The organism is Mesorhizobium sp. RCAM 06353, assembly GCF_059683585.1.
Window position 1 is genome coordinate 1,852,355 of the sequence record NZ_CM185031.1, and the last position, 26,068, is coordinate 1,878,422.

The window sequence follows — 26,068 nt, forward strand, 5'->3', positions numbered from 1 at the left end:
GATGCTTGTGTCGCCCAGCCTTATCTCCGATCCGGAAAAGCTTCAAGGAGACAAGACTATGGCGAATGGGCTCGATGATGTTGTGGCGGCTGAAACCGTGCTGTCCGACGTGGATGGTCTGGGAGGCCGCCTGACGATCCGCGGTCATTCGCTGCCCGAGTTGGCCGGACTGTGGAGTTATCCGCAAGTGGTTCGCCTGTTGCTGGATGGCTTCTTCGAGGATTTGCCTGGCGATGCCAAACTGGCGGCGAAACTGGGTGAGGCGCGCGTCGAGGTGTTCGAGCGGCTCCAGCCTTCGCTGTCCTTGCTGGCGCCGCTCGAAATCTACAGCGCCATGCGCGCCGGCATGGCCCTGTTGCCGGACGGCGAGACGCTGACGGACGCCTTGCGGCTGATCGCGGCGCCGGCGGTGCTGACGCCCGCCTTGCTGCGCCTGCAGCGTGGCGAGCAGCCGATCGCGCCGGACGGCAAGGCGGGTCATGCCGCCGACATGTTGCGGATGCTCAAGGGTTCCGTTCCGTCGCCGGCACTGGCAAAGGCGCTCGACACCTATCTGGTGACGGTCTGTGACCACGGCCTCAACGCCTCGACTTTCGCCACCCGTGTTGTGGCTTCGACATTGTCCGGCCTGACATCGTCGGTGCTGGCAGGCCTCGGTGCGCTCAAGGGGCCGCTGCATGGCGGCGCACCCGGCCCGGTGATTGAGATGTTGGATGCCATCCAGGCGCATGGCGATGCCGCTGCCTGGCTGCGCGACGAGATCGCTGAGGGCAGGCGCATCATGGGCTTCGGCCATCGCATCTACCGCGTGCGTGATCCGCGCGCCGATGTGCTGAAGGCGGTGGTGCGGCAGCTCGGCAGCGAAGGCGAAACCGGCCGCCGGCTGGCCTTCGCCGAAAAGGTCGAACAGACGGCGCTCGAGGTGCTGCGGATCGCCAAGCCGCAGCGCGCGCTGCAGACCAATGTCGAGTTCTACACCGCGCTGGTGCTGGAAGCGGCGGGTTTTCCGCCGCAAGCCTTCAGCAATGTCTTCGCCGCCGGGCGCGTTGCCGGCTGGATCGCGCATGCGCGCGAGCAGCAGACGACCGGACGGCTGATCCGTCCGCAATCGCGTTATGTCGGCCCGGTGCCGGACCTCGTCGCCTAGGCTTCCTGCCTGTTTCGAAAGACTGGGCTCCCCTCCGCTGAACCGGAGGGGCTTTTGAGCATGACCGAAATTTCATGTGATCACGCGACCGTGTTCGTGTTCTTGCCTTGGTCCGCCCTTATATGCTGCACTGCAACATAGGTCGGCGATAGCTGCTTCTTCCAATGACGTTGGGGCAGGCCGGCGCATCAGGATGACAGGAACGCCATGACGAAGAACGGCAAGGCGGAGGAAAACAAGAAGATCAACATCGCGCTTCAGGGCGGCGGCTCGCATGGCGCCTTTTCCTGGGGCGTGCTCGATCGGCTGCTGGAGGACGGACGGCTGGAGATATCGGCGGTGTCCGGCACCAGCGCTGGCGCCATGAACGCGGTTGCGCTGGCCGATGGTTTTGTGCGCGGCGGCGTCGAGGGCGCACGCAAGAAGCTCGACGATTTCTGGCGCGCGGTAGCGGCGAAGGGCCGGTTCAGCCCGGTGCAGCGCATGCCGTGGGATGTCGCCTGGGGCAACTGGTCGATCGAGAACACGCCGGGCTACGTCTTCTTCGACACCATGTCACGGGTGTTCTCGCCCTATGTCGCCAATCCGCTCGGCCTCAATCCGCTGCGCGACGTCGTTGCGCAGGAGATCGATTTCAAGAATGTTCGCGCCTGCAAGTCGATGGAACTGTTCATTTCCGCCACCAATGTCGAGACCGGGCAGCTGCGGGTGTTTTCCGATGGTGAGATCGACCTCGACACTGTGATGGCCTCGGCCTGCCTGCCGCAACTGTTCCGCGCCGTCGAGATCAAGGGCGTGCCCTATTGGGATGGCGGCTATGGCGGCAATCCGGCGCTGTTCCCGTTCTTCAAGACGGCGGCAACGGAGGATGTGCTTTTGGTGCAGATCAATCCGGTGGTGCGCGAAGGCACGCCCAGGAGCGCCAACGAGATCCAGAACCGCATCGACGAGATCACCTTCAATGCCGGGCTGCTGCGCGAATTCCGCTCGATCGCCTTCGTCAAGGAACTGATCGCCGCCGGCCGGCTGCCGCATGGCGAATACCGCGACATCCGTATGCACCGCATCGATGCCGACGAGGCGTTCAAGGACCTGTCGGCATCATCGAAGGTCAATGCCGAATGGGCGTTCCTGACCTATCTCAAAGATCTCGGCCGCACCGCCGCCAGCGACTGGCTGGAAGAGAATTACGACGCCGTCGGCAAGCGGCCGACGCTCGATCTCTCCGGTGAACTCGACGACGGTTTCAAGCCGGTGCGAGGGCCGGCACCCGGCCGCCGGGTCAAGGAGTTTCTTGCAGCACGCAAGAACCCGGAGGCGGAGCGCCGCCGGGCCTGAGCCGTCGGGTGCAGAAGGAGCGATAGCCGATTTGCGTCCGGCACTGCCCGGCTATGCTCGGATCGATCAAGACCATCAGCGAGGTCTTCCGGAAATCGGAATAGCGGATAGGGCGATCCGGCAAGGTGACAACCTTCGCGTGTGGAGGATGCTTCATCATGCTGACGCCTGCTGCCACCAACATTCCCGCGATGCCGAGCGCTGTCGCACGGTGTTGCTGGAAAATCACGAGCGGAACGATCGACGCCTGTCCTGCGAATTGACAGGGAAAATGGCCTGGGTTTCCGCAGCCGCACCGTGCTCGCGTCACCTCGCGAACCGGCGGGCCACGTCGATCCCAGACGTCCCAGTGCCGTGGGTACCAACGCTCCCGGCGCCGGGTTCCATGTCAACAAAGCGGCCTCGGGCAATCCTCGCCTGATTGGCGCATCTTGCCATTTCCCGAGCAATCCCAATGCATTGGTCAATCGTCACGTCGCCGGGACTTGATGTCATTCGTTGACCGAAAATGATCTGGCCCGTCGGTCAAAATCCGCATCCGGGTAAGCAATCCGGCGGTCGATGGTGGCTGGATCGACGAGCAACACGCTGCCTGTCAGCAATGACGGATCGGTCGTTTCGGGACTGGTCTTGGGAGGGCAGATCATCAGCCGGCTGTAAGTCCGCTGAACCGGTATTTTAGCAAATCGAAAAGAGTTTCGCGGCGGCCACACCTTGCCCGGCTACGCAATGCTGCTGCAACTTTCGGACTATATTGCGGTGCAACTTTGATGTAGAAGCGCGCACGCCGATCACGGCAAATTGAACACGGTCAGGCGCGCACCCATATCGGCGACGCGCCCGCGTCATGAAGGCGCGGTGCTGGCCGAACCCGCAGTGGAAAAACGACGATGCCTAAAATCAGGTTTCACAAGCTTGCAGCCATTGTTGTGCTCATTGGTTTCGGGGCGTGGATGGCGACAGGCGAATTCTCGTCGGTCGGCAGCGTAGCGGCCAACAAGGCCAAGGCAGCCGAAGTCGAGCAAGGCAAGGCGCCGGACGCGAGCAAGCCGAAGACTGTGGAAGCCGAACCGAAGGCGCCGCTGCGCACCGTCGCGGTGGTGACGCCGCCACGCAAGACCTATGCGCGCGCCATCCGCATTTCCGGGCTGACCGAGGCCGACAAGCGCGCCGTGCTCGCAACCCGCGTCGCCGGCGTCATCGATAAGCTGCCGGTCAAGCAAGGCGATCACGTCAAGACCGGCGATCTGGTGTTGATGCTGGCCGCCGAGGAAAAGATCTCGATGGTCGACAATGCCAAGCAGCTTGTCGCGCAGCGCCAGGCCGAGCTGGACGCGTCGCTGCGGCTGATGAAATCAGGCAATTTGCCCAAGCTGCAGCTCGATACCGCCCGCTCCAATCTGACCCTGGCGCAGTCACAGCTGGATACCGCGCAGGCCGAGCTCGACCGCAATGAGGTCAAGGCGCCTTTCGACGGCGTCATTGACCGGGTCCCGGTGGAACTCGGCAGCTCCGTCATGCAGGGCGGCGAGGTGGCGACCATCCTCAAGCTCGATCCGGTGATCGCGCGCGGCGAGATTAGCGAGCGCGACCTCGGCTATCTCAAGATCGGTGACAAGGCCAGCGTTCGGCTGGTCAGCGGCCAGACCGTCCAAGGCACCGTGCGCTATATCAGCCGCGACGCGTCGTCGGCGACCCGCACCTTCCGTGTCGAGGTTGCCATCCCCAATGCCGACGGCTCGGTGCCGGCCGGCATGACGGCGGAAATCCAGCTCAGCGCGCTGCCGACCGATGCGGTCCTGCTGCCGCGTTCAGTGGTGACGCTCGGCGACAAGGGCGATCTCGGTATCCGCGCCGTCGGCAAGGACAACAAGGTGGCGTTCTTCCCGATCGATCTTGTCGATGACACGCCGACCGGCCTCGTGCTTGGCGGCATCCCGGCCGATGCGCGCATCATCGTTGCCGGCCAGGAACTGGTGAAGGAAGGCGATGAGGTCAAGCCGGTCGAGGCCGACCAGGCGACCATCAACAAGCTGATCGGCGAAGCCACCGCCGGCACGCAGTAGCGCAGGGGCGCCGGCGCCGGGCCTTGCCCGGCGACGTCAGTCCGTTCGCCGAAATCAACAGCAGGCACAAGTCATGGATATCGTCAGACTCGCAATCAACAATGCCCGCCTGACCATCTCGGTTCTGGTCTTCCTGCTGATTGCAGGCTGGGTCGCCTATCAGTCGACGCCGAAGGAAGCGGAACCCGACGTTCCGATTCCGATGATGTATGTCAGCCTGATCTATCAAGGCATTTCGCCGGAGGATTCCGAGCGTCTTCTGCTGCGGCCGATGGAAAGCAAGCTGAAAAGCCTGAAGGGCCTCAAGGAAATGCGCTCTGCGGCCTTCCAGGGCGGCGGCTACGTACTGGTCGAGTTCCAGCCGCAGACAAACCTGGCCACCGCGCTGCAGGATACGCGCTCCAAGGTGCAGGACGGCAAGGCCGACCTGCCGCAGGCGGCCGAAGAGCCTGTCGTCACCGAGGTCAATATTTCCGAATTCCCGGTGCTCGTCGTCACCTTGTCCGGCGAATTGCCCGAACGCGTGCTGGCCGCCGCCGCACGCGAACTGCGTGACCGCATCGAAGAGGTGCCCGGCGTTCTCGAAGGCTCGCTGCAGGGCTCGCGCGACGATCTCGTCGAAGTCGTCATCGATCCGATGAAGCTGTCGTCCTACGGCTTGCAGCTCGACCAGCTGATCGGTGCCGTCGGCGCTTCCAACAGCCTTGTCGCTGCCGGCAACATCGAGGGTTCGGAAGGCAAATACGCCGTCAAGGTGCCGTCACTGATCGAGACGCCCGAAGATGTGGCGGCACTCCCCGTGGTCGCCGGCCCCAATGCCGTGGTGCAGGCCAAGGACATCGCGACGATCCGCTCGACCTTCGCCGACGCCACGACGATCACGCGCCTCAACGGCAAGCCGGCCATCGCCATCGAAGTCAAGAAGCGCATCGGCGCCAATCTGATCGACACGCTGACGAAGGTCAGGGAGGTGTCCGATACCTTCGTCAAGACGATGCCAGAAGGGATGCACGTCACCTACACGCAGGACAAGTCGGTCTTCGTCAACCAGTTGCTCGGCGACCTGCAGAACCACGTTATGATCGCCGTCATCCTGGTGTTCATCGTCATTCTGTACGCGCTGTCGGGCCGCGCCTCGCTGCTCATTGGTCTCGCCATCCCGTCGTCCTTCCTGATCGGCATCCTGTTGCTCGCCATGATGGGCTACACGATCAACATGATCGTGCTGTTCAGCCTCATTCTGGCGGTCGGCATGCTGGTCGACGACGCCATCATCGTCACCGAATTCGCCGAACGACGGATGAGCGAGGGCATGCCGAAGCAGGAAGCCTTCGCGCTTGCCGCCAAGCGCATGGCCGGTCCCGTCATCGCGGCGACGATGACGCGCATCGCCGCCTTCTCGCCGCTGCTGTTCTGGCCCGGCATCATCGGCGACTTCATGAAGTACATGCCGATCACGCTGATCGTCACGCTGTCGGCCTCGATGCTCTACGCGCTGGTCTTCGCGCCGACGCTGGGCGCGATCTTCGCCAAGGCGCCGGAGCATCACGAGGATGACAATCGCGACGGCTGGTACATGGCGGTCGTCAAGCAGGCGGTGCGCTTCCCCATCACCGTGATGGTGCTTACCGTCGTCTTGCTGGCCGGCATCTTCGTTGGCTATTCGAAGTATGGCGCCGGCGTCGAGTTCTTCCCGAGTGTCGAGCCCGACTACGGCCTGCTCTATGTGCACGCCCGCGGCAACCTTTCGCTGGCCGAAATGGACACGGCGACCAAGATTGCCGAAAACCGGCTGCTTGGCTGGCCAGGCGTGAAGTCGGTCTATACCCGCGTCGGCAAATCCGACGGCGGCGGCCAGGATGTGCCCGAAGACGTCGTCGGCGTCATCCAGTACGAGTTCATCGACTGGCGCGAGCGCAAATCGGCGAACGATATCCTCAACGATCTGCGTGGCGTCATGGCCGGGATTCCCGGCGTCGACGTCGAGGTCCGCGTGCCGGAGGCTGGTCCGCCGACAGGCAAGCCGATCCAGATCAGGCTTTCGGCCATCGATCCCAAGGGATTGGACGAGAAGGCGCGTGCGGTGGCGGCGCGCATCGCCAAGGTGCCCGGCGTCATCGACATTTCCGATGGCTTGCCGCCGCCCGGCGTCGACTGGGCACTCGAGGTCGACCGCGCCAAGGCAGCGCAATATGGCATCAGCCCGACTTCGGTTGGAACGGTGGTGCAGCTCGTCACCAACGGTCTGAAACTCTCGGAATACCGGCCCGCCGGCGCCGACAAGGCCGTCGACATCCGCCTGCGTTTGCCGGAGGACCGGCGCACGCTGTCGACGCTCGACGAGCTCAGGGTGCAGACCTCGCAAGGATCGGTGCCGATCTCCAACTTCGTCGTCCGCAAGGCCAAGCCGAGCGTCGGCATCCTCAACCGCATCGACGGCGCCCGCACCGTGGTGGTGCAGGCCAACGTCGCTGCCGGTGCCCAGGTCGCCGCCGTTCAGCAGGAGGTCACCCAGGCCGTCACCGACATGAATCTCGGCAGCGGCATCCGCTGGAAGCTGGCCGGCTCGAACGAGGACAGCGCCGAGGCCAGCGCCTTCCTCAGCAAGGCCTTCGGTGCGGCGATCTTCCTGATCTTCCTGGTGCTGCTGGCGCAGTTCAACAAGTTCACCAGCGTCTGGCTGGTGCTGTCCTGCGTCGTCATGGCGACGATCGGCGTGTTCCTCGGGCTGCTGATAACAGGCGAGACGTTCGGCATCGTCATGTCAGGCATTGGCGTCATCGCGCTGGCCGGTGTGGTGGTGAACAACAACATCGTGCTGATCGACACCTATGACCGGCTGCGCGAAGAGGGCTGGGACAAGATGGAGGCCGTGCTGCAGACCTGCCGCGAGCGCGCGCGACCGGTGGTGCTGACGGCGGTGTCGGCCATTCTCGGCGTGCTGCCGATCGCCTTCGGCCTGGGGCTGGAAATCTTCCATCACGAGACGACGATCAACGCGCCATCAACGCAGTGGTGGATTTCGCTGTCCTCGGCGATCGTCTTCGGCCTGTCCTTCGCCACCGTGCTGACGCTCGTGGTGACGCCGTCGATGCTGATGGTGTTCACCCGTGCCAAGGTCAAGCCCGGCGCACGACGCGGTCTGTTCAGCCGGCTGTTCCGGCGTGGCAAGGGCGAGATCTCATCGGATGCGTCGACGGTGGATGCCGGTGCGGAACCCGCCATCGCCTTTCCAAAAGCCGCCGAGTAGGCCGGCTTGCCAATCTGACTGGCAAAGGCCGTCCGGAACAACCGGGCGGCCTTTTGCATTGTCCCTGCACGAGCAATGCGAAGCATTGTCTCGGCAAAACGCGGGGAATGTCTCATGCCGGTCAGCACTCTCGTCATCGTCGTCCTGATCCTTGTCCTCATCGGTGCTGTGCCGGCCTGGCCGCATTCACGCTCGTGGGGTTATGGACCTTCGGGCATTGTCGGCGTGGTGCTGGTAGGGATCGTGGTGTTGCTTTTGGTGGGGCGGCTCTGAGCCGCCTTCTCGGTGCGTGGCGGGCATGGCCCGCCGGCTTGACTCAGGCAGCTTTCTTACCCTTCACGGTGGCGATACCGATGTCCTCGAGGGCTTGGGCGACAGCCTGATCGAGCGGCGTGTGCGGGATCTCGCCGATGATGCCTTCCAGCCGTGTCGAGGCCAGTTGGTGCGGCTCGAAGCGCAGATAGGACATCGAGACGATCTCGCGCCACATCGCCACGAACGGGCTGCCGGCACGCAGCACCCACCAGGGCATCGAAGTCATCTTGAGTGGCTGACCGAGCGCCTTCTCGGCAGCGGCCTTGATCTGCAGGTCTGTGGCCGCATGACCCGGAAAGTTCAGCGCCTCATAGGAGCCGAGCTTGTCGAGATTCCTGACCAGCGCGACGAAGCCCACCGCGAAGTCCGGCAGGTAGGCCCATTCATGCACCAGATCGGCCGGGCCAGGCGCGGTGTAGATGCCCTTGCTCATCTTGGCGGCGACGACCAGGTCGAACCAGGAGCCGCTGCCGGTGCCGCCGAAGAAATCGCCGGCGCGCAGCACAATGGTGCGCACCCGACCCGCGTCGGCCTCGCGGCGGAACAGATCCTCCATGGCGCAGCGGATGCGGCCCTTCTCGGTCGTTGGGCGGAATGGCGTGTCCTCCGTGATCACCGCCGGCATCGGCGAGCCGTAATTGTAGACGGTGCCGGGGAAGAGATGCAGCGCGTCATTGGCATGGCAGGCAGCCATGACGTTTTCGGCCATCGGCAGGCATTTGCCCCAGTCGGTGTAGATCGGGTTGAGGCCATTGAAGATGATGTCGACACCTTCGGTGGCGCGGATCAGGGACTGGCGGTCCAGCGCATCTCCGGCAACCGCGGTGGCGCCTTCGAGTTCGGCCGGCACCTTGCCGTTGCGGGTGACGGCGCGGACGTCGAAGCCGGCGTCGATGAAGGCTTTGGCAACCACGCGGCCGAGCCGGCCATTGGCGCCGAGAATTGCGATCTTGGTCATTTTGGGTTCTCCTGGTTGGTGGTTGCAGTCCGTGTCGGTGTTTGCCGGGCGAATATGATTGCCTCATCGATGAATTGAAATTGACCACAAATGCAGGTTTGATATTCATTATTGAATGACTGACATCGACTGGAACCTGATCAAGAGCTTCGTCACGGTGGCGGAAACCGGCAGCCTGTCGGCTGCGGCGCGAAAGCTGTCGGCCAGCCAGCCGACGCTTGGCCGTCACATCGGCGAGCTGGAACAGGCGCTCGGCGTCACGCTGTTCCGGCGTGGGCGGAGCGGCTATGCGCTGACCGAAGCCGGCGCCACGCTGTTTGAGCGCGGCAAGGCGGTCAGCGAGCAGGCGAGTGCTTTTTCACGGCTGGCGCTGGGTTCGGTCGAAGCAATTGAAGGTACGGTGCGTATCGCTGCCAGCGAAGTGGTGGCGGCCTATGTGCTGCCCGACATGATGGCGCGGCTCGGCATCGAGGAACCCGGCATCGAGGTCGAGATCGTTGCCTCGAACCAGGTCGAGAACCTGCTGCGCCGGGACGCCGACATCGCCATCCGCATGGTCAAGCCAGGACAGAACGAACTGGTGGCGCGCAAGGTCTGCGACATCTCGCTCTGCGCCTGCGCGGCCATTTCCTACCTTGATCGGCGCGGCCGCCCGCTCGGGCCGGCCGACCTCGTCGATCACCCGCTGATCGGCTTCGATCGCAGCGACGAGATGATCCGGGGTTTTACGCAATTCGGCCTCCCGGTCACCCGAAGCAGTTTCCGCTTCAGGGCCGACAACCAGATCGTTCTGTGGGAGGCGGTGCGGACGGGAAACGGCATTGGCCTTGGCCAGGAGCCGCTGGCCGACCGCGATCCGCTGGTGGAGAAGGTGCTGCCCGGCCTGCCGCTGCCAAGCCTGCCGGTGTGGCTGGCCATGCATCGCGACGTGCGCAGCAGCGTGCGCATCCGCCGCGTGGCGGATTTTCTCCACGAGGAACTGAAACGCTATTCGGCGGGGGCGGCGGCGAATTCGGCGCGGTGAGCGAGGCCCGCCATCAGCAAGACGACGATCAGCAGCACCGACATGGCGATGAAGATCGGCCCAAAGCTGGAATGTTCAGCGACGAAGCCGATCGCCGACGGCGCGACCAGAATGCCGGAATAGCCCATGGTGGTGACGACGCTCATGCCGGTGCCCGACGACATGCCTTCCTGGTTGCCCCCGGCCGAAAACAGGATCGGCACCATGTTGGCGATGCCGAAGCCGCAAAGCGCAAAGGCCGCGATGGCGAGCCAGGGTGATGGCGACAGGCCGGCGACCAGCATGCCGGCGGCGGCGACAATGGCCGAGCCGCGCAGGGTCGTCACCGCGCCAAAACGGTTGCGCACGCCGTCGCCGAAAAAGCGCATGATCGCCATGACGCCGGAAAAGGCGGCGTAGGCAAGACCGGCGACGGCAAGGTCGGCGCCAAGTTCCTGCCTGAGATACAGTGCCGCCCAGTCGAGCACCGCGCCTTCGGAGATCATCGTCAGCAGCGCCATCAGGCCGATCAGGTAGACCAGCGGGTTTGCCGGCAGCGTGAATTTATGATGCTCGGCCGCCTGCGGCCTGTCCTCGGCGACAAGATACCCGACCGCCATCGCGATCGCGGCGAAGGCAAGCACGGTCACCACCGCGGCGTGGGCGAGGTGGCCGTAGTGCTGGATGGCGAAGCCGCCAAGCGCGCCGCCGGCGAAACCGCCGAGGCTCCAGAAGCCGTGCGAGGACGACATGATCGCGCGGGACAATTTTCGCTCAACCACCACCGCATTGGCATTCATGGCGACATCCATGCCGCCGATCGAGCCGCCGAAGATGAACATGGCGATGGCGGCCAGCGGCACGTTGGGCGCCAGCGCCACGACCAGCAGGCCGAGGCTGCCGCATAGGCCGAACCAGCGCAGCACGGTGCGCGAGCCGTGCCTCGAGATCAGGTGGCCGCACCAGGTCATGGCGGTGACCGCGCCGGCGCCGAACAAAAGGATCAACAGGCCGAGCGTGAATTTCGAAATGTCGAGCCGGGTCAGGAACACCGGAATCTGCGGCGCCCAGCTGCCGGTCAGGAAGCCATTGGCGAGGAAAATGGCCGCCACGGCCCATCGCCCGCGAATGGCAGTCTGAATGGCGCTTTGCGCGTTCATAAGGCGAATCCGGTCCGAAAGTGGCTTTGCGCGGCAAATTAGATCGATTCAATTTGTAGTCAAGAACCGCGCTCGAGGAAGTGCTTGGACCAAACACAGGCTTGAAGCGATCGACGGTGGGCCGATGGAGGACCTAGTGGTCCTTCGGCCGTCTTGCCTCGAATTCCGCCTTCTTGGCATCCGACGCCTCGGTCTGGTTGAGCGCCTGCCATTCAGCATAAGGCATGCCGTAGACGATCTCGCGCGACTGGTCTTTGGAGAGATCGACGCCCTCGGCATTGGCCGCATCGCGATACCAGTTCGACAGGCAGTTGCGGCAGAAGCCGGCGAGGTTCATCAGGTCGATGTTCTGCACGTCGTTGCGTTCCCTGAGATGCTCGACGAGCCGGCGAAAGGCGGCTGCTTCGAAGTCGCGCTTCTGCTCGTCGCTGAGTTCGGTCATCGAAACCTCCGTCATAACGGCCCGGTGCGCGAGCCGAACATCTTCACGACATGTATATCGGGACGGCGGTCGATCGCGTCAACGATCGGCGCCAGACGCTCGGCCCAGTCGAGTGCGCCCTTCTGGTCCGAAATCAAATCCTGGCGGATCTCGATCAGCGCGTGGGCATAGCCATTGACGATAGCGTGTTTGAACATGGTGTCGCCGCGCAGTGCGCCGTCATAGGGCTCATTGTCGCCGACGATGAGTTTCTTGTCCTCGGCCAGCATATCGATCAGCGGCCGCGCTACCCGGTCGTCCAGATCCCAGAGAATGCCGACATGCCACGGGCGCTGCCTGCCCTGCATGACCGGTGTGAAGGAATGCACCGAGAAGATGAAGGGCGCCTGGCCGGAAGCCTGCGCGACGGAAGCGATCATGGCGCCGACGGCGTCGTGATAGGGCCGGTAGAAGCGGTCGAGCCGCCTTTCGCGTTCCTCCGGCGCCATGGGATAGTTTCCCGGCACGACGGTGCCGTCATAGAGCTGGCGAATGAGCGTCGGATCGTCCTCGCCGCGATTGGGATCGATCAACAGTCGTGAAAAATTGGCGATCAGCGCCGGCACGCCGAGAGAGGCGGCGAGTTCGCGCGTCACCGCTTCGACGCCGATATCATAGGCGATGTGGCGGTCGAACTCCGCTGCGGGCAGGCCGAGGCTGCCATAGTCGTCGGGCAGGTCGCGGCGGGCATGATCGGCCAGAAGCACGATGCCCCGCTTGCGGTCGCCCTCGACAATGTCGAAAGGCGCGAAAACTGTGGATCGGGTCATTGGCGGGAAATGGCCTGTTCGCTGGCTTCCGGGGAGGGTGCTATCGTCATTCCACGAAGACGACGCGTGTGCAATGCCGTTGTTTGGCCAAGGTTTCCCGGGAAATCTGGCGCAGGGCGACGGATAGTGCGCCCGGGAGCCTTCCTAAATCGATTGGAATTGGACAAAACGGCGCGTTGACATGCGCCCGGACTTTTCCGAAAAGGGGCGCAGAGAGATGCTGATGTGGTTGTTGAGGGGTTTTGGGATGAGGTCCGCTGGCAGGCAGCGCATGCGCTCTGCCTTTGCCATGCCGTTCCTGACCTTGACCGTCGGCCTTTCGGCGATGGTCATGGCCTCGCCGGCGCGCGCCGATTTCCGCGTCTGCAACGCCACGCAGAACCTGGTCGGCGTCGGCATCGGCTATCGGGCCAAGGCCGGCTGGATCACCGAAGGCTGGTGGCACATCGAAGGATCGAGCTGCAAGACGTTGATCGAAGGACCGCTGTCATCAAGGTTTTACTATCTTTATGCAGAAGACGCTGAGCGCGGTGGACGCTGGGACGGCCCGATCAACATGTGCGTGGCTGAAAAAGAGTTCAAGATCGCCGGCGTAAACGACTGCGTCGCCCGGGGCTTTCAGCGCGCCGGATTTCAGGAATATGACACGGGCGAACAGGCAAGCTGGATGGTCCAGCTGACCGACGAGCCCGCAACGGGAGGCGCTCCAGCCGCCCCGGGAACCAACAGTCAATGAGACGCAGCCGCAAGGTCAAGATTCTAGCCACAATCGGTCCGGCCTCCTCTTCCGAGGAGATGCTGAAGAAATTGTTCGAAGCGGGCGCCGATGTGTTCCGCATCAATATGAGCCATACCGATCACGAACTGATGCGCACGCTGGTCGGCCGCATCCGCGCCGTCGAGGAAAAGGTTGGCCGGCCTATCGGCATTCTCGCCGACCTGCAGGGCCCCAAGCTGCGCGTCGGCAAGTTCGCCAATGGCAAGGAAGTGCTGACACAAGGCCAGACCTTTACGCTCGACGACAATCCGGAGCCCGGCACGTCGGCCAGGGTCTATCTGCCGCATCCGGAAATCCTGAGTTCGGTCGAGCCTGGTCACCGTCTTTTGATCGATGACGGCAAGCTCGAACTGAAGGCGGTCAAGAGCGACGGCAAGTCGATCGTCTGCACGGTTGTCGCCGGCACCACGATTTCCGACAAGAAGGGCGTCAGCCTGCCCGATACCGATCTGCCAGTCGGCGCGCTGACCGAGAAGGACCGCAAGGACCTTGACGCGGTGCTCGCCACGGGCGTCGACTGGGTCGCGCTGTCCTTCGTGCAGCGGCCGGAAGATCTGGCCGAGGCGCGCAAGATCGCGCGCGGCCGGGCGCTGATCATGGCCAAGATCGAAAAGCCGCAGGCCGTTGCCCGGCTGGCCGAGATCATCGAACTGTCCGATGCGCTGATGGTCGCCCGCGGCGATCTCGGTGTCGAAATGCCGCTCGAAGCCGTTCCCGGCATTCAGAAGCAGATCACGCGCGCCGCGCGCCGCGCCGGCAAGCCGGTGGTGGTCGCCACGCAGATGCTGGAATCGATGATCACCGCACCGGTGCCGACGCGCGCTGAAGTCTCCGACGTCTCGATCGCCGTCTTCGAGGGCGCCGACGCCATCATGCTGTCAGCGGAATCGGCTGCCGGTGCCTATCCGGTCGAGGCCGTGGCGATGATGAACCGCATCGCCGCCAAGGTCGAAACCGACCCGACCTATGCCGGCATCATCAACGCGCAGCGCTCCGAACCAGAGGCGACCGGCGCCGACGCCATTTCACTGGCTGCCCGCGAGATCGCCGAAACCCTGAAGCTGGCGGCGATCATCACCTACACGGCGTCCGGCACCACCGGCCTGCGCGCCGCGCGCGAACGGCCGCAGGTGCCCATCATCGCGCTGTCGCCGATCCTCAACACGGCGCGGCGGCTGTCGCTTTTGTGGGGCACGCATTGCGTCGTCTCGCCCGATGCCATCGACCTCGACGACATGGTCAATCGCGCGTGCCGCATCGCGCTGGAAGAAGGCTTCGGCAAGCCGGGTGACCGCGTTATCATCACTGCCGGTGTGCCGCTGAGGACGCCCGGCTCGACCAACATGCTGCGCATCGCCTATATCGGCTCGGAAGCGCAGGCCGGCCACTAAGCCCGGTCTGCTCCAAACATCGACTTGAAGCGCGTCGCGCTTCAAGTCTGCGCGTCAGGGGCCGAACTGCTCGGACCCGTTGCAATTGCAAGCACTCTTGCCGCGGTTTTCGCGTGCTCTATGCGCCCAAGGAACCGAACAGCGCGCGGGACAGGGTCCCATAGATACTGATCCGGACCTCGCATCTTTCTCCGATTGAGTTCGGCGGTATCGAGCAGATCGAAATCGACCCTTTCCAGCGTGCAGTGCCAACCGGCGCTGTGCGAAGCCCATCCTCTTCGATGGTGTTCCAGAAGCCGCTCACGGATGGAATAGCCGTGGTAGTCGAAGGCGATCACGCCGTTCGTCACAAAGATATGGTTTCCGGAAAAATCCCCGCCCGGAATGATCCGCTCGCCGTAAAATCCGTCCATGGGAGGGTATTTGAGGAAGGTACCCGCGAGGATGGGACAGGCGCCGTAACCGAAGAAGATGCGGTCCGGCAGCACCCAGAATTTTTCAGGGTTTTTCTTGATGCCGTGCTTCAGGACATACATGCCCTGTCAGGTCGGGGCGAGTTCGGCTTCAGGGACTTTGAGGTCGGCGCATTTGCCGGCGCCATAGGTGTCGCCGGCGATCCGCGCTTCCACTGTCCTGGCCATCGCCTCCAGATCGACATCCCTGCCGGCGACCTTCTCGATGGCACCGACGACGAGGTCGGGGGCGATCCAGTCCGGCTTGTGGCCGAGATTGTGCACCCAGACGAGTTCGGTGCCTGCTATGTCGCGCACCAGGCCAACGGAATGGATATGCGCGTAGACGACCTTGTCGCGGTCACCGGAGATGACGACGGTCGGCGCGGTGATCTGGTTGTAGTGCGATGCGGCGCCAAGCGCATAGGCATAGAGCCCGGCAACGTCGGTGGCGTTGGCGCGAAAGGCCGGCGGCCGCAGCACCAGCGGGATCGCGGCCGTGTTGAGATAATTGTCCGGCACCTTGTTGGGCGAGAACACGCAGGTTGTGGCATCGGCCATCTGCAGCGTTCCGGCCGGATAGGTCAGTGTCTCGGAAAACAGCCGGCCGATCACCGGAATGGTGGTCAGGTCGTAGTACCAGGACGTCGCGCCGCCCGGCCAGGGATGGGTTGCCGGCGCCAGGAAGACGAGACCGAGCGTCTTGTCGGCATGCTCGCGGCCGAACGCCGCCGTCACCACGCCGCCGAAGGAATGGCCGACGATGATCGCCTTCTTGATGCCGAGACGGTCCATCAGAGCGGCGATGGTGTTGGCCTGCGCCAACGGGTCCTCGTTGTTGCCAGGCCCGCGCCCGGACCAGCCAAAGCCCGGCCGGTCGAAGAACAGCATTTCGGCGCGGCCTTCGAGCAGCGGCCGCAGCGGCAGCATCTGATCCCGGAGGTTGGCGCTGGCGCCATGGATGAAGACGATCGGCGGCAGGTCCGCATTGGCCGGGGCGGGGATGTGGACATAGTGGATGTGCGCGCCGCCGATGTCGGCGAATTCACCGGTAGGCTGATAGCGGCGCTCGATCAGCCACGAGCCGACGCGGGTAACGCCGACCAGGGTGAAGACAAGTGCGAAAAGGAAGGCGAGCGCGGCGTAGATCAGGTTCATGCGGGGAGATACGGGGTGGGACGGGATTAGTTTTGGGGGAGGGCAGTAGGGCAGTAGGGCAGTAGGGCAGTAGGAGATGTGTTCCTCAATACCCCTGCTGCCTTACTGCCTTCAGGGATCAAATTCCTTCGCCGGCAAGCTCTTCCGACAGCGTGGCGACCTGGTCCTGGGCGCTGCGCATCATCGGATAGATGGCCAGCACCTTTTGCCAGGCCTCGAGCGCCGACTGCTTGTGGCCGGTCAGTGCCATGATCTGCGCCAGACCCGACAGCGCACCGAAATGGCGCGGCTCGAGCTGCAGCGTGCGGTCGATGTCGGACATCGACTTACCGTAGTTCTTCATCATGAAATGCACAGTGGCGCGACGGTTCCAGCCCTCGGCGTAGCCTGGCTGCAAGGTCACCACCTGGTCGAGGAAATCGAGCGCGACGTCGAATTTCTGGTTGTCCATCGCCTTTTGCGACCACAGCATCATCAGGTCGATGGACGCGCTGCCGGACTGGAACCATTCGCTCCAGATGTTACCGGCGATGCGTTCGGCGGCCTTTTCGTTGCGTTCGCGTTTGAGGTCGGAGAACAGCTTGTCGAGCCGGGCCTGTTTCGTCATCGGCGCGGCTGGAGCGTCCGGGGTGGCCGGCGCTGCCGGCTGATCGTCCGCGGCTCTGGCCGGCAAGCTTGTGGCGCCGGAAACAAGCAGAGCTGTCAAAAATGCAAAAAGAATCCGCATCGCCCGATCCTAGTCCCGGGCGGCGGAACAGCAAAGTGATTTTAGCGTGAGAGGGTCGGCAGGCCGACAAACATCAATGGGCGGAGGCAAAAAGCCTCCGGCCTAAAGCTCAGCCCTGGCGCGCCTTGTAACGCGGGGCGGTCTTGTTGATGATGTAAACGCGGCCCTTGCGGCGAACCAGCTGGTTGTCGCGATGACGCGCCTTCAGCGCCTTAAGCGAATTCTTGATCTTCATGGTCTTGCCTGTCGGTGTGGACCCGGTCCCGGGTCGAAATTTTAAGGCGCGCCAGAAGACGCGCCTTTTCAACTGGGGTGGCTCATAAACGAGGAGCCTTGTCCCTGTCAACCGCAAGCGTGCTCCACAACCCCATATCATCAAATATCCGCCATGTCGGCCGCGCGGCATTGCGCGGCCATGGGCCGGCTGGGATGATGCCTTGTATTTCAAGTGATTTGGGGACGACGATGCGCCGAATATTGCTGTCTGCCTGCCTCGTCCTGTTGGCGGGAGCTTCGGTTGCCCGCGCACAGGAATGCGATCGCTCCGACGACAGCCAGCAGATGATGAACATCTGTGCCGGCGAGGACTACCAGGCCGCCGACGCCAAGCTCAATGCGGCCTATCAGAACCTGATCGGCTCCGACGATGCCGATGCCAAGAGATTGCTGCAGGCGGCACAGCGTGCCTGGATCGCCTTCCGTGACGCCGAATGCGCGCACACCACCGCCGCCAGCGCCGGCGGCTCCATCCACGCGATGGAGGTTTCACAATGCCTGACCAGGCTGACCAATGAGCGCATCAAGCAGCTCGCCGCGTCAGCCAATTGCGAGGAAGGCGATGCGAGCTGCGCCAATTCCGACGAGGACAGCGACGAGGTGCAATAGGCTCGTAGGCGAATTAAGTACGCGGGCTGATGCGGGTGAAGTGGCCCATCTTGCGGCCGGGCCGCGCCTCGGCCTTGCCGTAAAGGTGCAGCATCAGATCAGGCTCGGCGAGCAGGGCCGGGACGCGCAGCACGTCGTCGCCGATCAGGTTCTCCATCACGCAGTCGGAATGGCGGTCCGGGCTGCCGAGCGGCAGGCCGGCGACGGCGCGGATATGCTGCTCGAACTGCGAAACGATGCAGGCGGCTTCGGTCCAGTGGCCGGAATTGTGCACGCGCGGCGCGATCTCGTTGGCCAACAGCGAACCGTCGGACAACACGAAGAACTCGACGCCGATGACGCCGACATAGTCGAGCGCCGACAGGATTTTTGCCGCTGCCGCACGCGCTGCATCAGCCGTCTCGGGTTTGACATTGGCCGGCAGGGTCGAGGTGTGGAGAATGCCGTGGCGGTGGACATTCTCGGCCGGGTCGTAGGCGGCGACCGCGCCGTCCAAGCCGCGCGCTGCAATCACCGAGATCTCGCGCTCGAAAGGCACGAAGCTTTCCAGGATCAGCGGCACATTGCCCATCGCCTCGCAGGTGCCGGCGAAGCCGCCCGCTTCCATGTTGCGGAAGACGCGCTGGCCCTTGCCGTCATAGCCCATGCGCCGCGTCTTCAGGATGCCGCTGCCGCCGAACACCTTCAACGCCGCCGTCAGCTCGTCGTCAGTGTCGACCGGACGAAACTCGGCGGTGGCGATGCCGATGCCGTTAAGGAATGTCTTTTCGCTCACCCGGTCCTGCGCCACGTCAAGCGCGCGCGCCGGCGGGTAGACCGCAACCGTGGCGGCAAGCGCTTCTGCCGCCACGACCGGAACGTTCTCGAACTCGTAGGTGACGACGGCACTCGCCGCCGCCAGTTCGGCAAGCGCTGTCGGGTCGTCATAGGCGGCCGTTATCTGCCGGTTGGCGACCTGGGCGGCCGGGCAATCCGGCTGCGGCTCCAACACGATGGTGCGGTAGCCGAGGCGGGCGGCAGCCATCGCCAGCATGCGGCCGAGCTGGCCACCGCCAATGATGCCGATGGTCGATCCTGCGGGCAGGCTCACGGCGTGTCCGTCGGCTCAGCGGCGACCTTGGCGGTCTGCGCGGCTCGCCAGGCATCGAGGCGCTGGGCAAGCTTGTCGTCGTTCAGCGCCAGCACGGCGGCGGCCAGCAAGGCCGCGTTGGCCGCGCCGGCCTTGCCGATGGCCAGTGTGCCGACGGGAATGCCTGCCGGCATCTGGACGATGGAGAGCAGCGAATCCTGTCCCGACAGCGCCTTCGATTCCACCGGCACGCCAAACACCGGCAGCGGCGTCATCGCCGCCGTCATGCCGGGTAAATGCGCCGCACCGCCGGCGCCGGCGATGATAACCTTGTAACCGGCGGCCTTGGCGCCTTTGGCGAATTCATAGAGCCGGTCGGGTGTACGGTGTGCGGAGATGATCAGCCGCTTGTGCGGGACGCCCAGCGCCTCCAGCGTTTCGGCGGCATGGCGCATCGTTGCCCAGTCGGACTGGCTGCCCATGATGATGGCGACGTCGGCGCGTTGATCGTCCAAGCTTCTGTTCCCCGGCGACAAAGGCGCGCCTTAGCGGAATTCGGCAGCGACGGCAAGGATGGGCAGGCATGCTTGCCGTTTGGCAAGGCGGAACCCCCCCATCAGATGCCGTGACGCCCGGCCTCCGGCGTCGAGACCAAAAGAGCCGAAGCGGCGTTGGCGGCGGTGACGGCCGCCCGCATGTCGTCACCACGGGCAAGTGCCGAGGCCAGCGCGCCGACGAATTCGTCGCCCGCGCCATGCGTGCTGACGAGCTTGACCGGGATGGCCGGCAGCGCGAAGGCCTCGCCGGTCCGGTCGCAACAGGCGACGCCGTCGCCCCCCGCTGTGACGATCACCACGGGGCAGAGATCGACCAGAAGCCGTGCCGCTTGCGCGGCGCCGTCGAGCGTCTCGACCACCGCCATGCCGGCCAAAAATTCCGCCTCGATGGCGTTGACCACGAGGATGTCTACCAGCGCGATCAAGTCGCCTGAGAGTTTGCGTGCCGGAGCGGCGTTGAGCACGACGCGGCCGCCTTGCGCCTTCACCGCGCGAGCGGCGGCAATGTTGGCGGCCTCCGGCACCTCATTCTGCAACAGGAGCACCGCCGTTCGGGCGATCATTTCGGAAGCAGCCGCGACATCCTTTTCGCCGAGCGTGAGATTGCTGCCCGAGACGATCACCGCGCCATAGTCGCCGCCTGCGTCGAAGATCGCCACGCTCATGCCGGAGCCGGCGCCTGTGTCCACCCGCACAAAGCGGCGGTCGACTTTGGCGCGGTCGAGATTGGCCAGCAGTGCGCGCCCGAAATCGTCGTCGCCGACGGCGCCGATCATCGCGGATCTGGCGCCGGCCCGTGCCGCTGAAACAGCCTGGTTGCCGCCCTTGCCGCCGCATTTCGGGTGCCAGGCATGGCCGGTCACCGTCTCGCCCTTCCGCGGGCGGTCGGGGGCGTCGACCATGATGTCGTAGTGCAGGCTGCCGAAGACAGTGACGAGCGGGGTTTTCGACGGCGTCATGAGCCCCGGTCTTTGCGTTTCGATGCCACCGCCGACATGGTGCGGCCGAGATTGCGTTCCGCCGCCTGGTAGTCGCGTTGCGCCACCGCCACGAACAGCGCGTCAAGAATGTTGAGCTGGGCGATGCGTGCCGCGGCGTTCTCGCCCATCAGCGGCGACCCCTGCGCGGTCGAGCACAGCACGATGTCGGCGACCTGCGCCAGCGGCGAGTTGTCGTAATTGGTGATGGCCAGCGTGCGTGCGCCGTTCTTGCGGGCGAGCTGGATGGCGTCGATGACGGCCGAGGTGTTGCCCGAATGCGAGAAACCGACGGCAATGTCATCCGCGCCAAGCAGCGACGCCGACATCAGCATCATGTGCGAATCGTCGTAGACGGATGCGCGGATGCCGATGCGCAGGAATTTGTGCGAAACGTCGCGGGCGATCTGCGCCGAACCGCCGACGCCGTAAAAATCACGGTTCTTCGCCCGGAAGAGCAGCTCGGCCGCGCGGTCGAAATCCTCGATATCGAGGATGGCCAGCGTCTCCTCCAGCGCCTGGATCGAGGTGCGGAACACTTTTTGCACGATCTCGGCCGAACTGTCGTCGGGCGACAGTTCCTGATGCATCTCGGCGGTCGGCAGGCGGCTGTATTCATAGACGGCGGTGCGGAAGTCGCGGTAGCCGGAGAAGCCGAGTTTCTTGGCGATCTTGACCACCATCGCCTCGGACACGCCGGACTCCTCGGCGATTTGCTTCAGCGGGATCGTCTCGTCGAAGCCGCGCCGTCCGAAGACGGTTTCCACCACCTTGGCTTCCAGTGGGGTGAGGTGCGGCATCATCATGCGGATGCGCGGTCCTACCGCTTTCAGGTCCAGCCCGCTCAAGGTCATCCACGCCCCCTCGTCACGCGATCGATAAGCATCGCGGCGAGGATTATAAGACCAGTTGCCAAGAGCTGATAGAAGGACTGGACGTTCATCAACGTCAAACCGTTGCGCATGGCGCCAAGAATGACGGCGCCGAGGATGGTGCCGACGACGCTGCCCTTGCCGCCCATCAGCGACGCGCCGCCAATGGCTGCCGCGGCGATGGCGTCAAGTTCCCAGAGATTGCCGAGGATGGGTTCGGCCGCGCCCAGCCGGCCGATCAGGATCTGCGCGGCAAGGGCGGCCAGCAGACCGGAGATCATATAGGCGGCGATCTTGGTGCGGGCGATCGGCACGCCGGCGATATAGGCGGCCTCCTCATTGCCGCCGACGGCGAGCAGATATTCGCCGAACGGAGTCTTCTTCAGCACGATCCAGGCGATAACGGCTACGCAGGCGACGATGATCACCGCCAGCGGCAACCCAAACAACGAGCCGTTGAAAATGGCGCGGAAGCTGGCGGGCAGGCCGAGCACCGGATTGCCGCCGGTATAGATCAGCGCCAGCGCCCTGTAGGTGCTCAGCGTTCCCAATGTCACGATGAAGGGCTGCAGGCCGACATAGGCGACAAGAACGCCATTGACGACGCCGCAGAGCAGCCCGATGGCGAAGCCGGCGGCGATGGCCAGCGGAAACGGCACGCCGGCAACCAGCATCGAGGCCGAGATGACGGCCGAAAGCGCTGCCGTCGGTCCAACCGACAGGTCGATGCCGCCGGAGATGATGACCAGCGTCATGCCCAGCGCCAGGCAGGCATTGATGCTCGACTGCTGCAGAATGTTGATCAGGTTACGCTCGGCAAAGAAGCCCGGCACCAGCGCGCCGAAGACGGCGAGGATCACCAGGAGGCCGATCAGCGTGCCGGCGTCGCGCATGGAAAAACGCTGCAGGATGGCGGCGCCCGGCCGTGCCGGCGCGGCTTGCGATAGGTCAGACATGGGCAATCCTGTTCTTCTTTTTCATGCGCCGGTTCCTTGCGCGCCTGCCCGGCCGGCCGCGCCTTGCGACTGCGGTATGGCGTGCGCCGCAATCGCCTGCTCGCTGAGGCTTGCCCCATCGAGCTCGGCGGCAACCACCCCCTCGCGCATCACCAGCACGCGGTCGGCGAGCCTGATCACCTCGGGAAGTTCGGACGAGACGACGATGACGCAATGGCCTTCGGCGGCGAGCTCTTCGATCAGATGGTAGATTTCAGCCTTGGCGCCGACATCGATGCCGCGCGTCGGCTCGTCGAACAGCAGGATCCGCGTGCCCGCCGCCAGCCAGCGGCCGATGATCGCCTTCTGCTGGTTGCCGCCGCTGAACAGGCGGATGGGCCGGTCGAGCAGGAAGGGCCTGAGATTGACCCGCTTCATTTTCTCGGCAGCCACGCGCCTCAGCCTGGCGTGGTCGATGACGCCGTGCCCGGCGAAGACGCCCATCGAGGCAAGCGCCATGTTGGAGGTGATCGGACGCAGCGGCACGATGCCTTCACGCTTGCGTTCCTCCGGCACCAGGCCGATGCCGGCGGCAATCGCATCGCGCGGACTGGACAGCCGGATCGCCTTGCCGTCGATCTCGACAGTGCCCGACGAGGCGCGGTCGGCGCCGGCCAACAGCCGCAGCAGCTCGGTGCGGCCTGAACCGACCAGGCCGGCAATGCCCAGCACCTCGCCGCGATGGAGGTCGAAGGAGACGTTGCGGACCTTTGGCGACGACAGCCCGTGCACACCGAGCCTGACATCCCTAGTGGCGTGGGAGCGGTGTTCCTCCTGGGCAAGCTCGCGGCCGACCATCATCGAAACCACGGCCTGTTCCGAGATCTCTGCCAGATCGGCGGACTCGACGACGACGCCGTCGCGCATGATGGTGGCACGGCCGCAGATGCCGAACACCTCGTCCAGCTTGTGCGAGACATAGACGACGGCGACGCCGTCGCGAGCGAGGCCTTTGATGACTTCGGCCAGCCGCTCGAACTCGCTCGGGGTCAGGCTCGATGTCGGCTCGTCCATGGCGACGATTCGAGCACAGTCGAGCAGCGCGCGGGCGATCTCGACGATCTGTCGCTGCGCCACCTTCAAGCTGCCAAGCGGAGCCGCCGGATCGATCGTGGCATCGAGCGCGGCAAGGGCCGATGCGGCGCGGCGCTCCTGCTCGCGTCTCGCGACGAAGAGGCCGCCGCGCGTCAGCGGATGGCCGAGGAACATGTTCTGGGCGACGCTGAGGCGCGGCACCTGCTGCAGTTCCTGGTGGATCATGGCGACACCGGCGGCACGCGCCGCGACCGGGTTGGTGAGCGCCACCGGCACGCCGTCGATCAGCACGCGTCCGCCGCTCGGCCGGTAGACGCCCGACAGGATGCGCAGCAGCGTCGACTTGCCGGCGCCGTTCTCGCCGAGCAGGCCATGGATTTCGCCGGCGCCGACTGAGAAGGACACGTCGCTCAGTGCCCGCACGCCCGGAAAGTCCTTTGAAATGCCCTCGAATTGCAGCCGGGGTGACATGGGGTCCTGTTCCGCGGGCAAGGGTGCCAGCCGGGAGCGAAATGTCCTGGCCGGCACCCGCCGCCCCGCCTTTGTCTTGGGATAGGGTCGATGCCCTACTGGCCGGCGGCCGCGTCCTCGAGCAGCGCCTTGCGTACATCGGGGCCGGAATAGCGGTCGGCATTGTCCTTGGTGATCAGCGCCTGTGGCGTCGCGACGACGCGCGGCAGTTTCTGCCCGGCAACGAGACGCAACGCCGTTTCCAGCGCGACTTCACCGGTCAGCACCGGGAACGAGTCGACCGTGCCGGTCAGTTCGCCGGCGCGGATCGAGGCATAGGCGTCGGAAATACCGTCGGTGCCGAAGACTGCGACCTTGTCCTGCAAGCCGGCAGCCTTGACGGCCTCGACGATGCCCAGCGCCATGCCGTCATTGTTGGCATAGAAGCCGATCAGGTCGGGGTGCTGCTGCAGGATGTTGGTGGCCGCGTCATAGGACGTCTGGCGATCCCAATTGCCGGGCACGCTGGCGACGACCTGGAACTTGCCGCCCTCGGAGATGGTGGACTTGAAGCCGTCGGTGCGCTGGACGGCGGCATAGACGCCGGCCTCGGCCCTCGACGATGGCGACCTTGCCGCCATTGGGCCTGTTCTTGATGAACCATTTGGCGACGCGCACGCCATTGTCGCGCTGGACATTGCCGACATAGTGCTCGGCCTGCGGGATGACCGCGTCGTTGACGTTGACGACCGGCACATTGGCGGCCTTGGCCTGTTCCATGATCGGTTGCAGGTTGGCGTCCGTCTGCGGCGAGACCAGCAGCACATTGTAGCCCTGCGTCACCAGGCCTTCGGCGATGGTGAGCTGGCCGAGTTGGTCGCCCTCGCTCTGCGCCGCCTGATAGACGACGGGCACGCCGACCTTCTCGCCGAACGCCTTGTAGCCTTCGCCGAGCGAGCGCCAGTATTCGTTGGTCAGCGTCTTCGAGACGGCACCGGCCTTGGTGCCGGCGGGCAGCTTCGGAAATGCGCCGAACTTGGCCTCGACTTGCGACCAGTCGATGCGGTCCTTCTCGGTGTCGGAATTGAGCGGCGCAAGATCGGCGCTATAGGCCGGTGCAATGGCGAGCGCCATCAGCGTGGCGGTGGCGGCGGCGAGCAGAAACTTCATGGTCTTCCTCCCTGGTTTGAAAACGATGGTGCAGTTGAAAAACGGCTTCGGCGGTCAGGGCCCGAGCATGATCTCCTGGACGATGGCCTGCGTGGCGACGGCGTCCTGGCGGTCGATGGCGGATGACAGACGGTTGTCTCTGTCGAGCCGCTCGACGACGCCGAGCATGCGCTTGACGGTGGCGATGTTGACTTCGCACTCGCGCACCGGATCGAGCCCGGTCATGTCGGGAAAGGTGTCGAAATAGATGGCGCCGGCGTAGCCGTCGCGCCGGATCTGACGCAGCAATTCGATCGTCTGCAGCGTGTGCACGGCGCCGACCATCAGGCCGTCGTCGCGCTTGGCGTAGCCGTCATTGAGATGCACGCCCAGAAGCTTGCTGTGCCGGGCGACGAGGGCAGCGGCAAAGGCTGGCTGCTCGTCGGCATAGAGGACGTGAGCGAAATCGAGGGTGACGCCGAGATTGGGCAGGCCGACCTCGCGGATCGCCAGCAAGGTGGTCGCGGCATCCGGCATCAGCGAATAGGAACGCGGCTCGTTGGGCTTGTACTCCAGGCTGATCTGGCAGCCCGGGTCATGTGCGGTCACTTCACGAATTCCATCGATCTCGTGTTGCCAGAGCGTCGCATAGTCGGCCTGGAAGGCATAGTCGAAGCCATCCTGTCCCAGCCACACCGTCATCAGGCTGGCGCCGGCTTCACGCGTGGCGTCGATGCCGGCCTTGGTCAGATCGATGGCCTCGCGGCGCACCGCCGGATCGGGATTGGTGAAGGCGCCGAGCTTGAAGGCGGGGTTGGAGTAGTAGCGCATGGCAAAGCCATTGATGGAAAGCCCGAGATCGCCCAGTTTGCGTGCGATTTCCGCAGGCTTTTCAGCGACATGGTCAGGAAAATTGAGGTCGAGATCGGTAAGCCCCTCGACCTTGGCGGCGCGCGCCGCCATCTGCATCAGCGACGGCTTGCCGGTAAGATCAGGCCATTCGGCCTGTGGCCGCGAGGCAAAGGAATTGAGACGCGTGGCGAAACGATGGGTTGTCATGGACGATCCTTCAATCACCATGACTT

Annotated in this window: 24 protein-coding genes and 1 pseudogene; 9 read left to right on the plus strand and 16 right to left on the minus strand. The window is 64.4% G+C overall.

The window, feature by feature from the left end:
• The first annotated feature begins 58 nt into the window (after window positions 1–58).
• The 5 genes from AC56QX_RS08655 to AC56QX_RS08675 all read left to right on the plus strand — a co-directional run bounded on the left by AC56QX_RS08655 (window position 59) and on the right by AC56QX_RS08675 (window position 8,074).
• Window positions 59–1,147, plus strand: a complete 1,089-nt coding sequence (locus AC56QX_RS08655; protein WP_497115250.1) for a citrate synthase/methylcitrate synthase — start codon at window positions 59–61, stop codon at window positions 1,145–1,147.
• Window positions 1,148–1,354: 207 nt separating this feature from the next.
• Window positions 1,355–2,485, plus strand: a complete 1,131-nt coding sequence (locus AC56QX_RS08660) for a patatin-like phospholipase family protein (RefSeq protein ID WP_497115252.1) — start codon at window positions 1,355–1,357, stop codon at window positions 2,483–2,485.
• A gap of 890 nt (window positions 2,486–3,375) precedes the next feature.
• Window positions 3,376–4,551, plus strand: coding sequence for an efflux RND transporter periplasmic adaptor subunit (locus AC56QX_RS08665; RefSeq protein WP_497115254.1), 1,176 nt, complete (start codon window positions 3,376–3,378; stop codon window positions 4,549–4,551).
• A 73-nt stretch (window positions 4,552–4,624) separates the two neighbouring features.
• Window positions 4,625–7,801, plus strand: a complete 3,177-nt coding sequence (locus tag AC56QX_RS08670; protein WP_497115256.1) for an efflux RND transporter permease subunit — start codon at window positions 4,625–4,627, stop codon at window positions 7,799–7,801.
• Window positions 7,802–7,915: 114 nt separating this feature from the next.
• Window positions 7,916–8,074: a DUF3309 family protein gene (locus AC56QX_RS08675; RefSeq protein ID WP_497115258.1), complete on the plus strand. Its 159-nt coding sequence runs from the start codon at window positions 7,916–7,918 to the stop codon at window positions 8,072–8,074.
• A 43-nt stretch (window positions 8,075–8,117) separates the two neighbouring features.
• On the opposite strand, the gene AC56QX_RS08680 is transcribed toward AC56QX_RS08675, so the two are convergent.
• The gene (locus AC56QX_RS08680; protein WP_497115259.1) at window positions 8,118–9,074 is read right to left on the minus strand and encodes an SDR family oxidoreductase; all 957 of its coding nucleotides are present in this window, start codon (window positions 9,072–9,074) and stop codon (window positions 8,118–8,120) included.
• Between the two features lie 115 nt (window positions 9,075–9,189).
• Between AC56QX_RS08680 and AC56QX_RS08685 the strand changes: the two genes are divergently transcribed.
• Window positions 9,190–10,098 (plus strand): LysR family transcriptional regulator, encoded by a 909-nt coding sequence (locus tag AC56QX_RS08685; RefSeq protein WP_497115261.1) that lies wholly within the window; start codon window positions 9,190–9,192, stop codon window positions 10,096–10,098.
• On the opposite strand, the gene AC56QX_RS08690 is transcribed toward AC56QX_RS08685, so the two are convergent.
• The 3 genes from AC56QX_RS08690 to AC56QX_RS08700 form a co-directional block, all read right to left on the minus strand.
• Entirely contained in the window at window positions 10,062–11,237 is a 1,176-nt protein-coding gene (locus tag AC56QX_RS08690; protein ID WP_497115263.1) for an MFS transporter, read from the minus strand. The two genes, AC56QX_RS08685 and AC56QX_RS08690, sit on opposite strands and share 37 nt — an antisense overlap.
• A gap of 133 nt (window positions 11,238–11,370) precedes the next feature.
• Window positions 11,371–11,679, minus strand: a complete 309-nt coding sequence (locus AC56QX_RS08695) for a DUF1244 domain-containing protein (protein WP_497115265.1) — start codon at window positions 11,677–11,679, stop codon at window positions 11,371–11,373.
• Between the two features lie 11 nt (window positions 11,680–11,690).
• Window positions 11,691–12,488, minus strand: coding sequence for an N-formylglutamate amidohydrolase (locus tag AC56QX_RS08700; RefSeq protein WP_497115267.1), 798 nt, complete (start codon window positions 12,486–12,488; stop codon window positions 11,691–11,693).
• Between the two features lie 289 nt (window positions 12,489–12,777).
• On the opposite strand from AC56QX_RS08700, the gene AC56QX_RS08705 reads away from it, so the two are divergent.
• Window positions 12,778–13,224 (plus strand): DUF1036 domain-containing protein, encoded by a 447-nt coding sequence (locus tag AC56QX_RS08705; RefSeq protein WP_497115269.1) that lies wholly within the window; start codon window positions 12,778–12,780, stop codon window positions 13,222–13,224.
• Window positions 13,221–14,657 (plus strand): pyruvate kinase, encoded by a 1,437-nt coding sequence (gene pyk, locus AC56QX_RS08710; RefSeq protein WP_497115271.1) that lies wholly within the window; start codon window positions 13,221–13,223, stop codon window positions 14,655–14,657. The genes AC56QX_RS08705 and pyk overlap by 4 nt, the downstream gene beginning before the upstream one ends.
• A gap of 41 nt (window positions 14,658–14,698) precedes the next feature.
• On the opposite strand, the gene AC56QX_RS08715 is transcribed toward pyk, so the two are convergent.
• From AC56QX_RS08715 to ykgO, 4 genes are all read right to left on the minus strand, one after another.
• The gene (locus AC56QX_RS08715) at window positions 14,699–15,193 is read right to left on the minus strand and encodes a hypothetical protein (RefSeq protein ID WP_497115273.1); all 495 of its coding nucleotides are present in this window, start codon (window positions 15,191–15,193) and stop codon (window positions 14,699–14,701) included.
• Window positions 15,194–15,199: 6 nt separating this feature from the next.
• Complete coding sequence (locus AC56QX_RS08720) at window positions 15,200–16,267, minus strand: alpha/beta fold hydrolase (protein ID WP_497115275.1); 1,068 nt, start codon at window positions 16,265–16,267, stop codon at window positions 15,200–15,202.
• Between the two features lie 118 nt (window positions 16,268–16,385).
• Window positions 16,386–16,994: a tetratricopeptide repeat protein gene (locus tag AC56QX_RS08725; protein ID WP_497115276.1), complete on the minus strand. Its 609-nt coding sequence runs from the start codon at window positions 16,992–16,994 to the stop codon at window positions 16,386–16,388.
• A 109-nt stretch (window positions 16,995–17,103) separates the two neighbouring features.
• The gene (gene ykgO / locus AC56QX_RS08730) at window positions 17,104–17,229 is read right to left on the minus strand and encodes a type B 50S ribosomal protein L36 (protein ID WP_006327841.1); all 126 of its coding nucleotides are present in this window, start codon (window positions 17,227–17,229) and stop codon (window positions 17,104–17,106) included.
• A gap of 230 nt (window positions 17,230–17,459) precedes the next feature.
• Between ykgO and AC56QX_RS08735 the strand changes: the two genes are divergently transcribed.
• Window positions 17,460–17,879, plus strand: a complete 420-nt coding sequence (locus tag AC56QX_RS08735) for a lysozyme inhibitor LprI family protein (protein ID WP_497115278.1) — start codon at window positions 17,460–17,462, stop codon at window positions 17,877–17,879.
• Window positions 17,880–17,892: 13 nt separating this feature from the next.
• Here AC56QX_RS08735 and AC56QX_RS08740 read toward each other — a convergent pair whose 3' ends face one another.
• The 8 genes and pseudogenes from AC56QX_RS08740 to AC56QX_RS08775 all read right to left on the minus strand — a co-directional run bounded on the left by AC56QX_RS08740 (window position 17,893) and on the right by AC56QX_RS08775 (window position 26,042).
• The gene (locus AC56QX_RS08740) at window positions 17,893–18,969 is read right to left on the minus strand and encodes a 5-(carboxyamino)imidazole ribonucleotide synthase (protein WP_497115279.1); all 1,077 of its coding nucleotides are present in this window, start codon (window positions 18,967–18,969) and stop codon (window positions 17,893–17,895) included.
• Window positions 18,966–19,463: a 5-(carboxyamino)imidazole ribonucleotide mutase gene (gene purE / locus AC56QX_RS08745; RefSeq protein WP_497115281.1), complete on the minus strand. Its 498-nt coding sequence runs from the start codon at window positions 19,461–19,463 to the stop codon at window positions 18,966–18,968. The genes AC56QX_RS08740 and purE overlap by 4 nt, the downstream gene beginning before the upstream one ends.
• 101 nt (window positions 19,464–19,564) lie before the next feature.
• Window positions 19,565–20,464 carry a ribokinase gene (locus AC56QX_RS08750; RefSeq protein ID WP_497115283.1) on the minus strand — a complete coding sequence of 300 codons (900 nt, stop codon included), beginning with the start codon at window positions 20,462–20,464 and terminating at the stop codon, window positions 19,565–19,567.
• Window positions 20,461–21,336 (minus strand): MurR/RpiR family transcriptional regulator, encoded by an 876-nt coding sequence (locus AC56QX_RS08755; protein ID WP_497115285.1) that lies wholly within the window; start codon window positions 21,334–21,336, stop codon window positions 20,461–20,463. The genes AC56QX_RS08750 and AC56QX_RS08755 overlap by 4 nt, the downstream gene beginning before the upstream one ends.
• A complete protein-coding gene (locus tag AC56QX_RS08760; RefSeq protein WP_497115286.1) occupies window positions 21,333–22,310 on the minus strand; it encodes an ABC transporter permease in 978 nt (325 codons plus the stop codon). Before AC56QX_RS08760 ends, AC56QX_RS08755 begins: the two co-directional genes overlap by 4 nt.
• A 21-nt stretch (window positions 22,311–22,331) precedes the next feature.
• Complete coding sequence (locus AC56QX_RS08765; protein WP_497115287.1) at window positions 22,332–23,855, minus strand: sugar ABC transporter ATP-binding protein; 1,524 nt, start codon at window positions 23,853–23,855, stop codon at window positions 22,332–22,334.
• Between the two features lie 95 nt (window positions 23,856–23,950).
• Window positions 23,951–25,004, minus strand: a pseudogene (locus AC56QX_RS08770) (sugar ABC transporter substrate-binding protein).
• Window positions 25,005–25,058: 54 nt separating this feature from the next.
• Entirely contained in the window at window positions 25,059–26,042 is a 984-nt protein-coding gene (locus tag AC56QX_RS08775) for a sugar phosphate isomerase/epimerase family protein (protein ID WP_497115288.1), read from the minus strand.
• Between the last annotated feature and the right edge of the window lie 26 nt (window positions 26,043–26,068).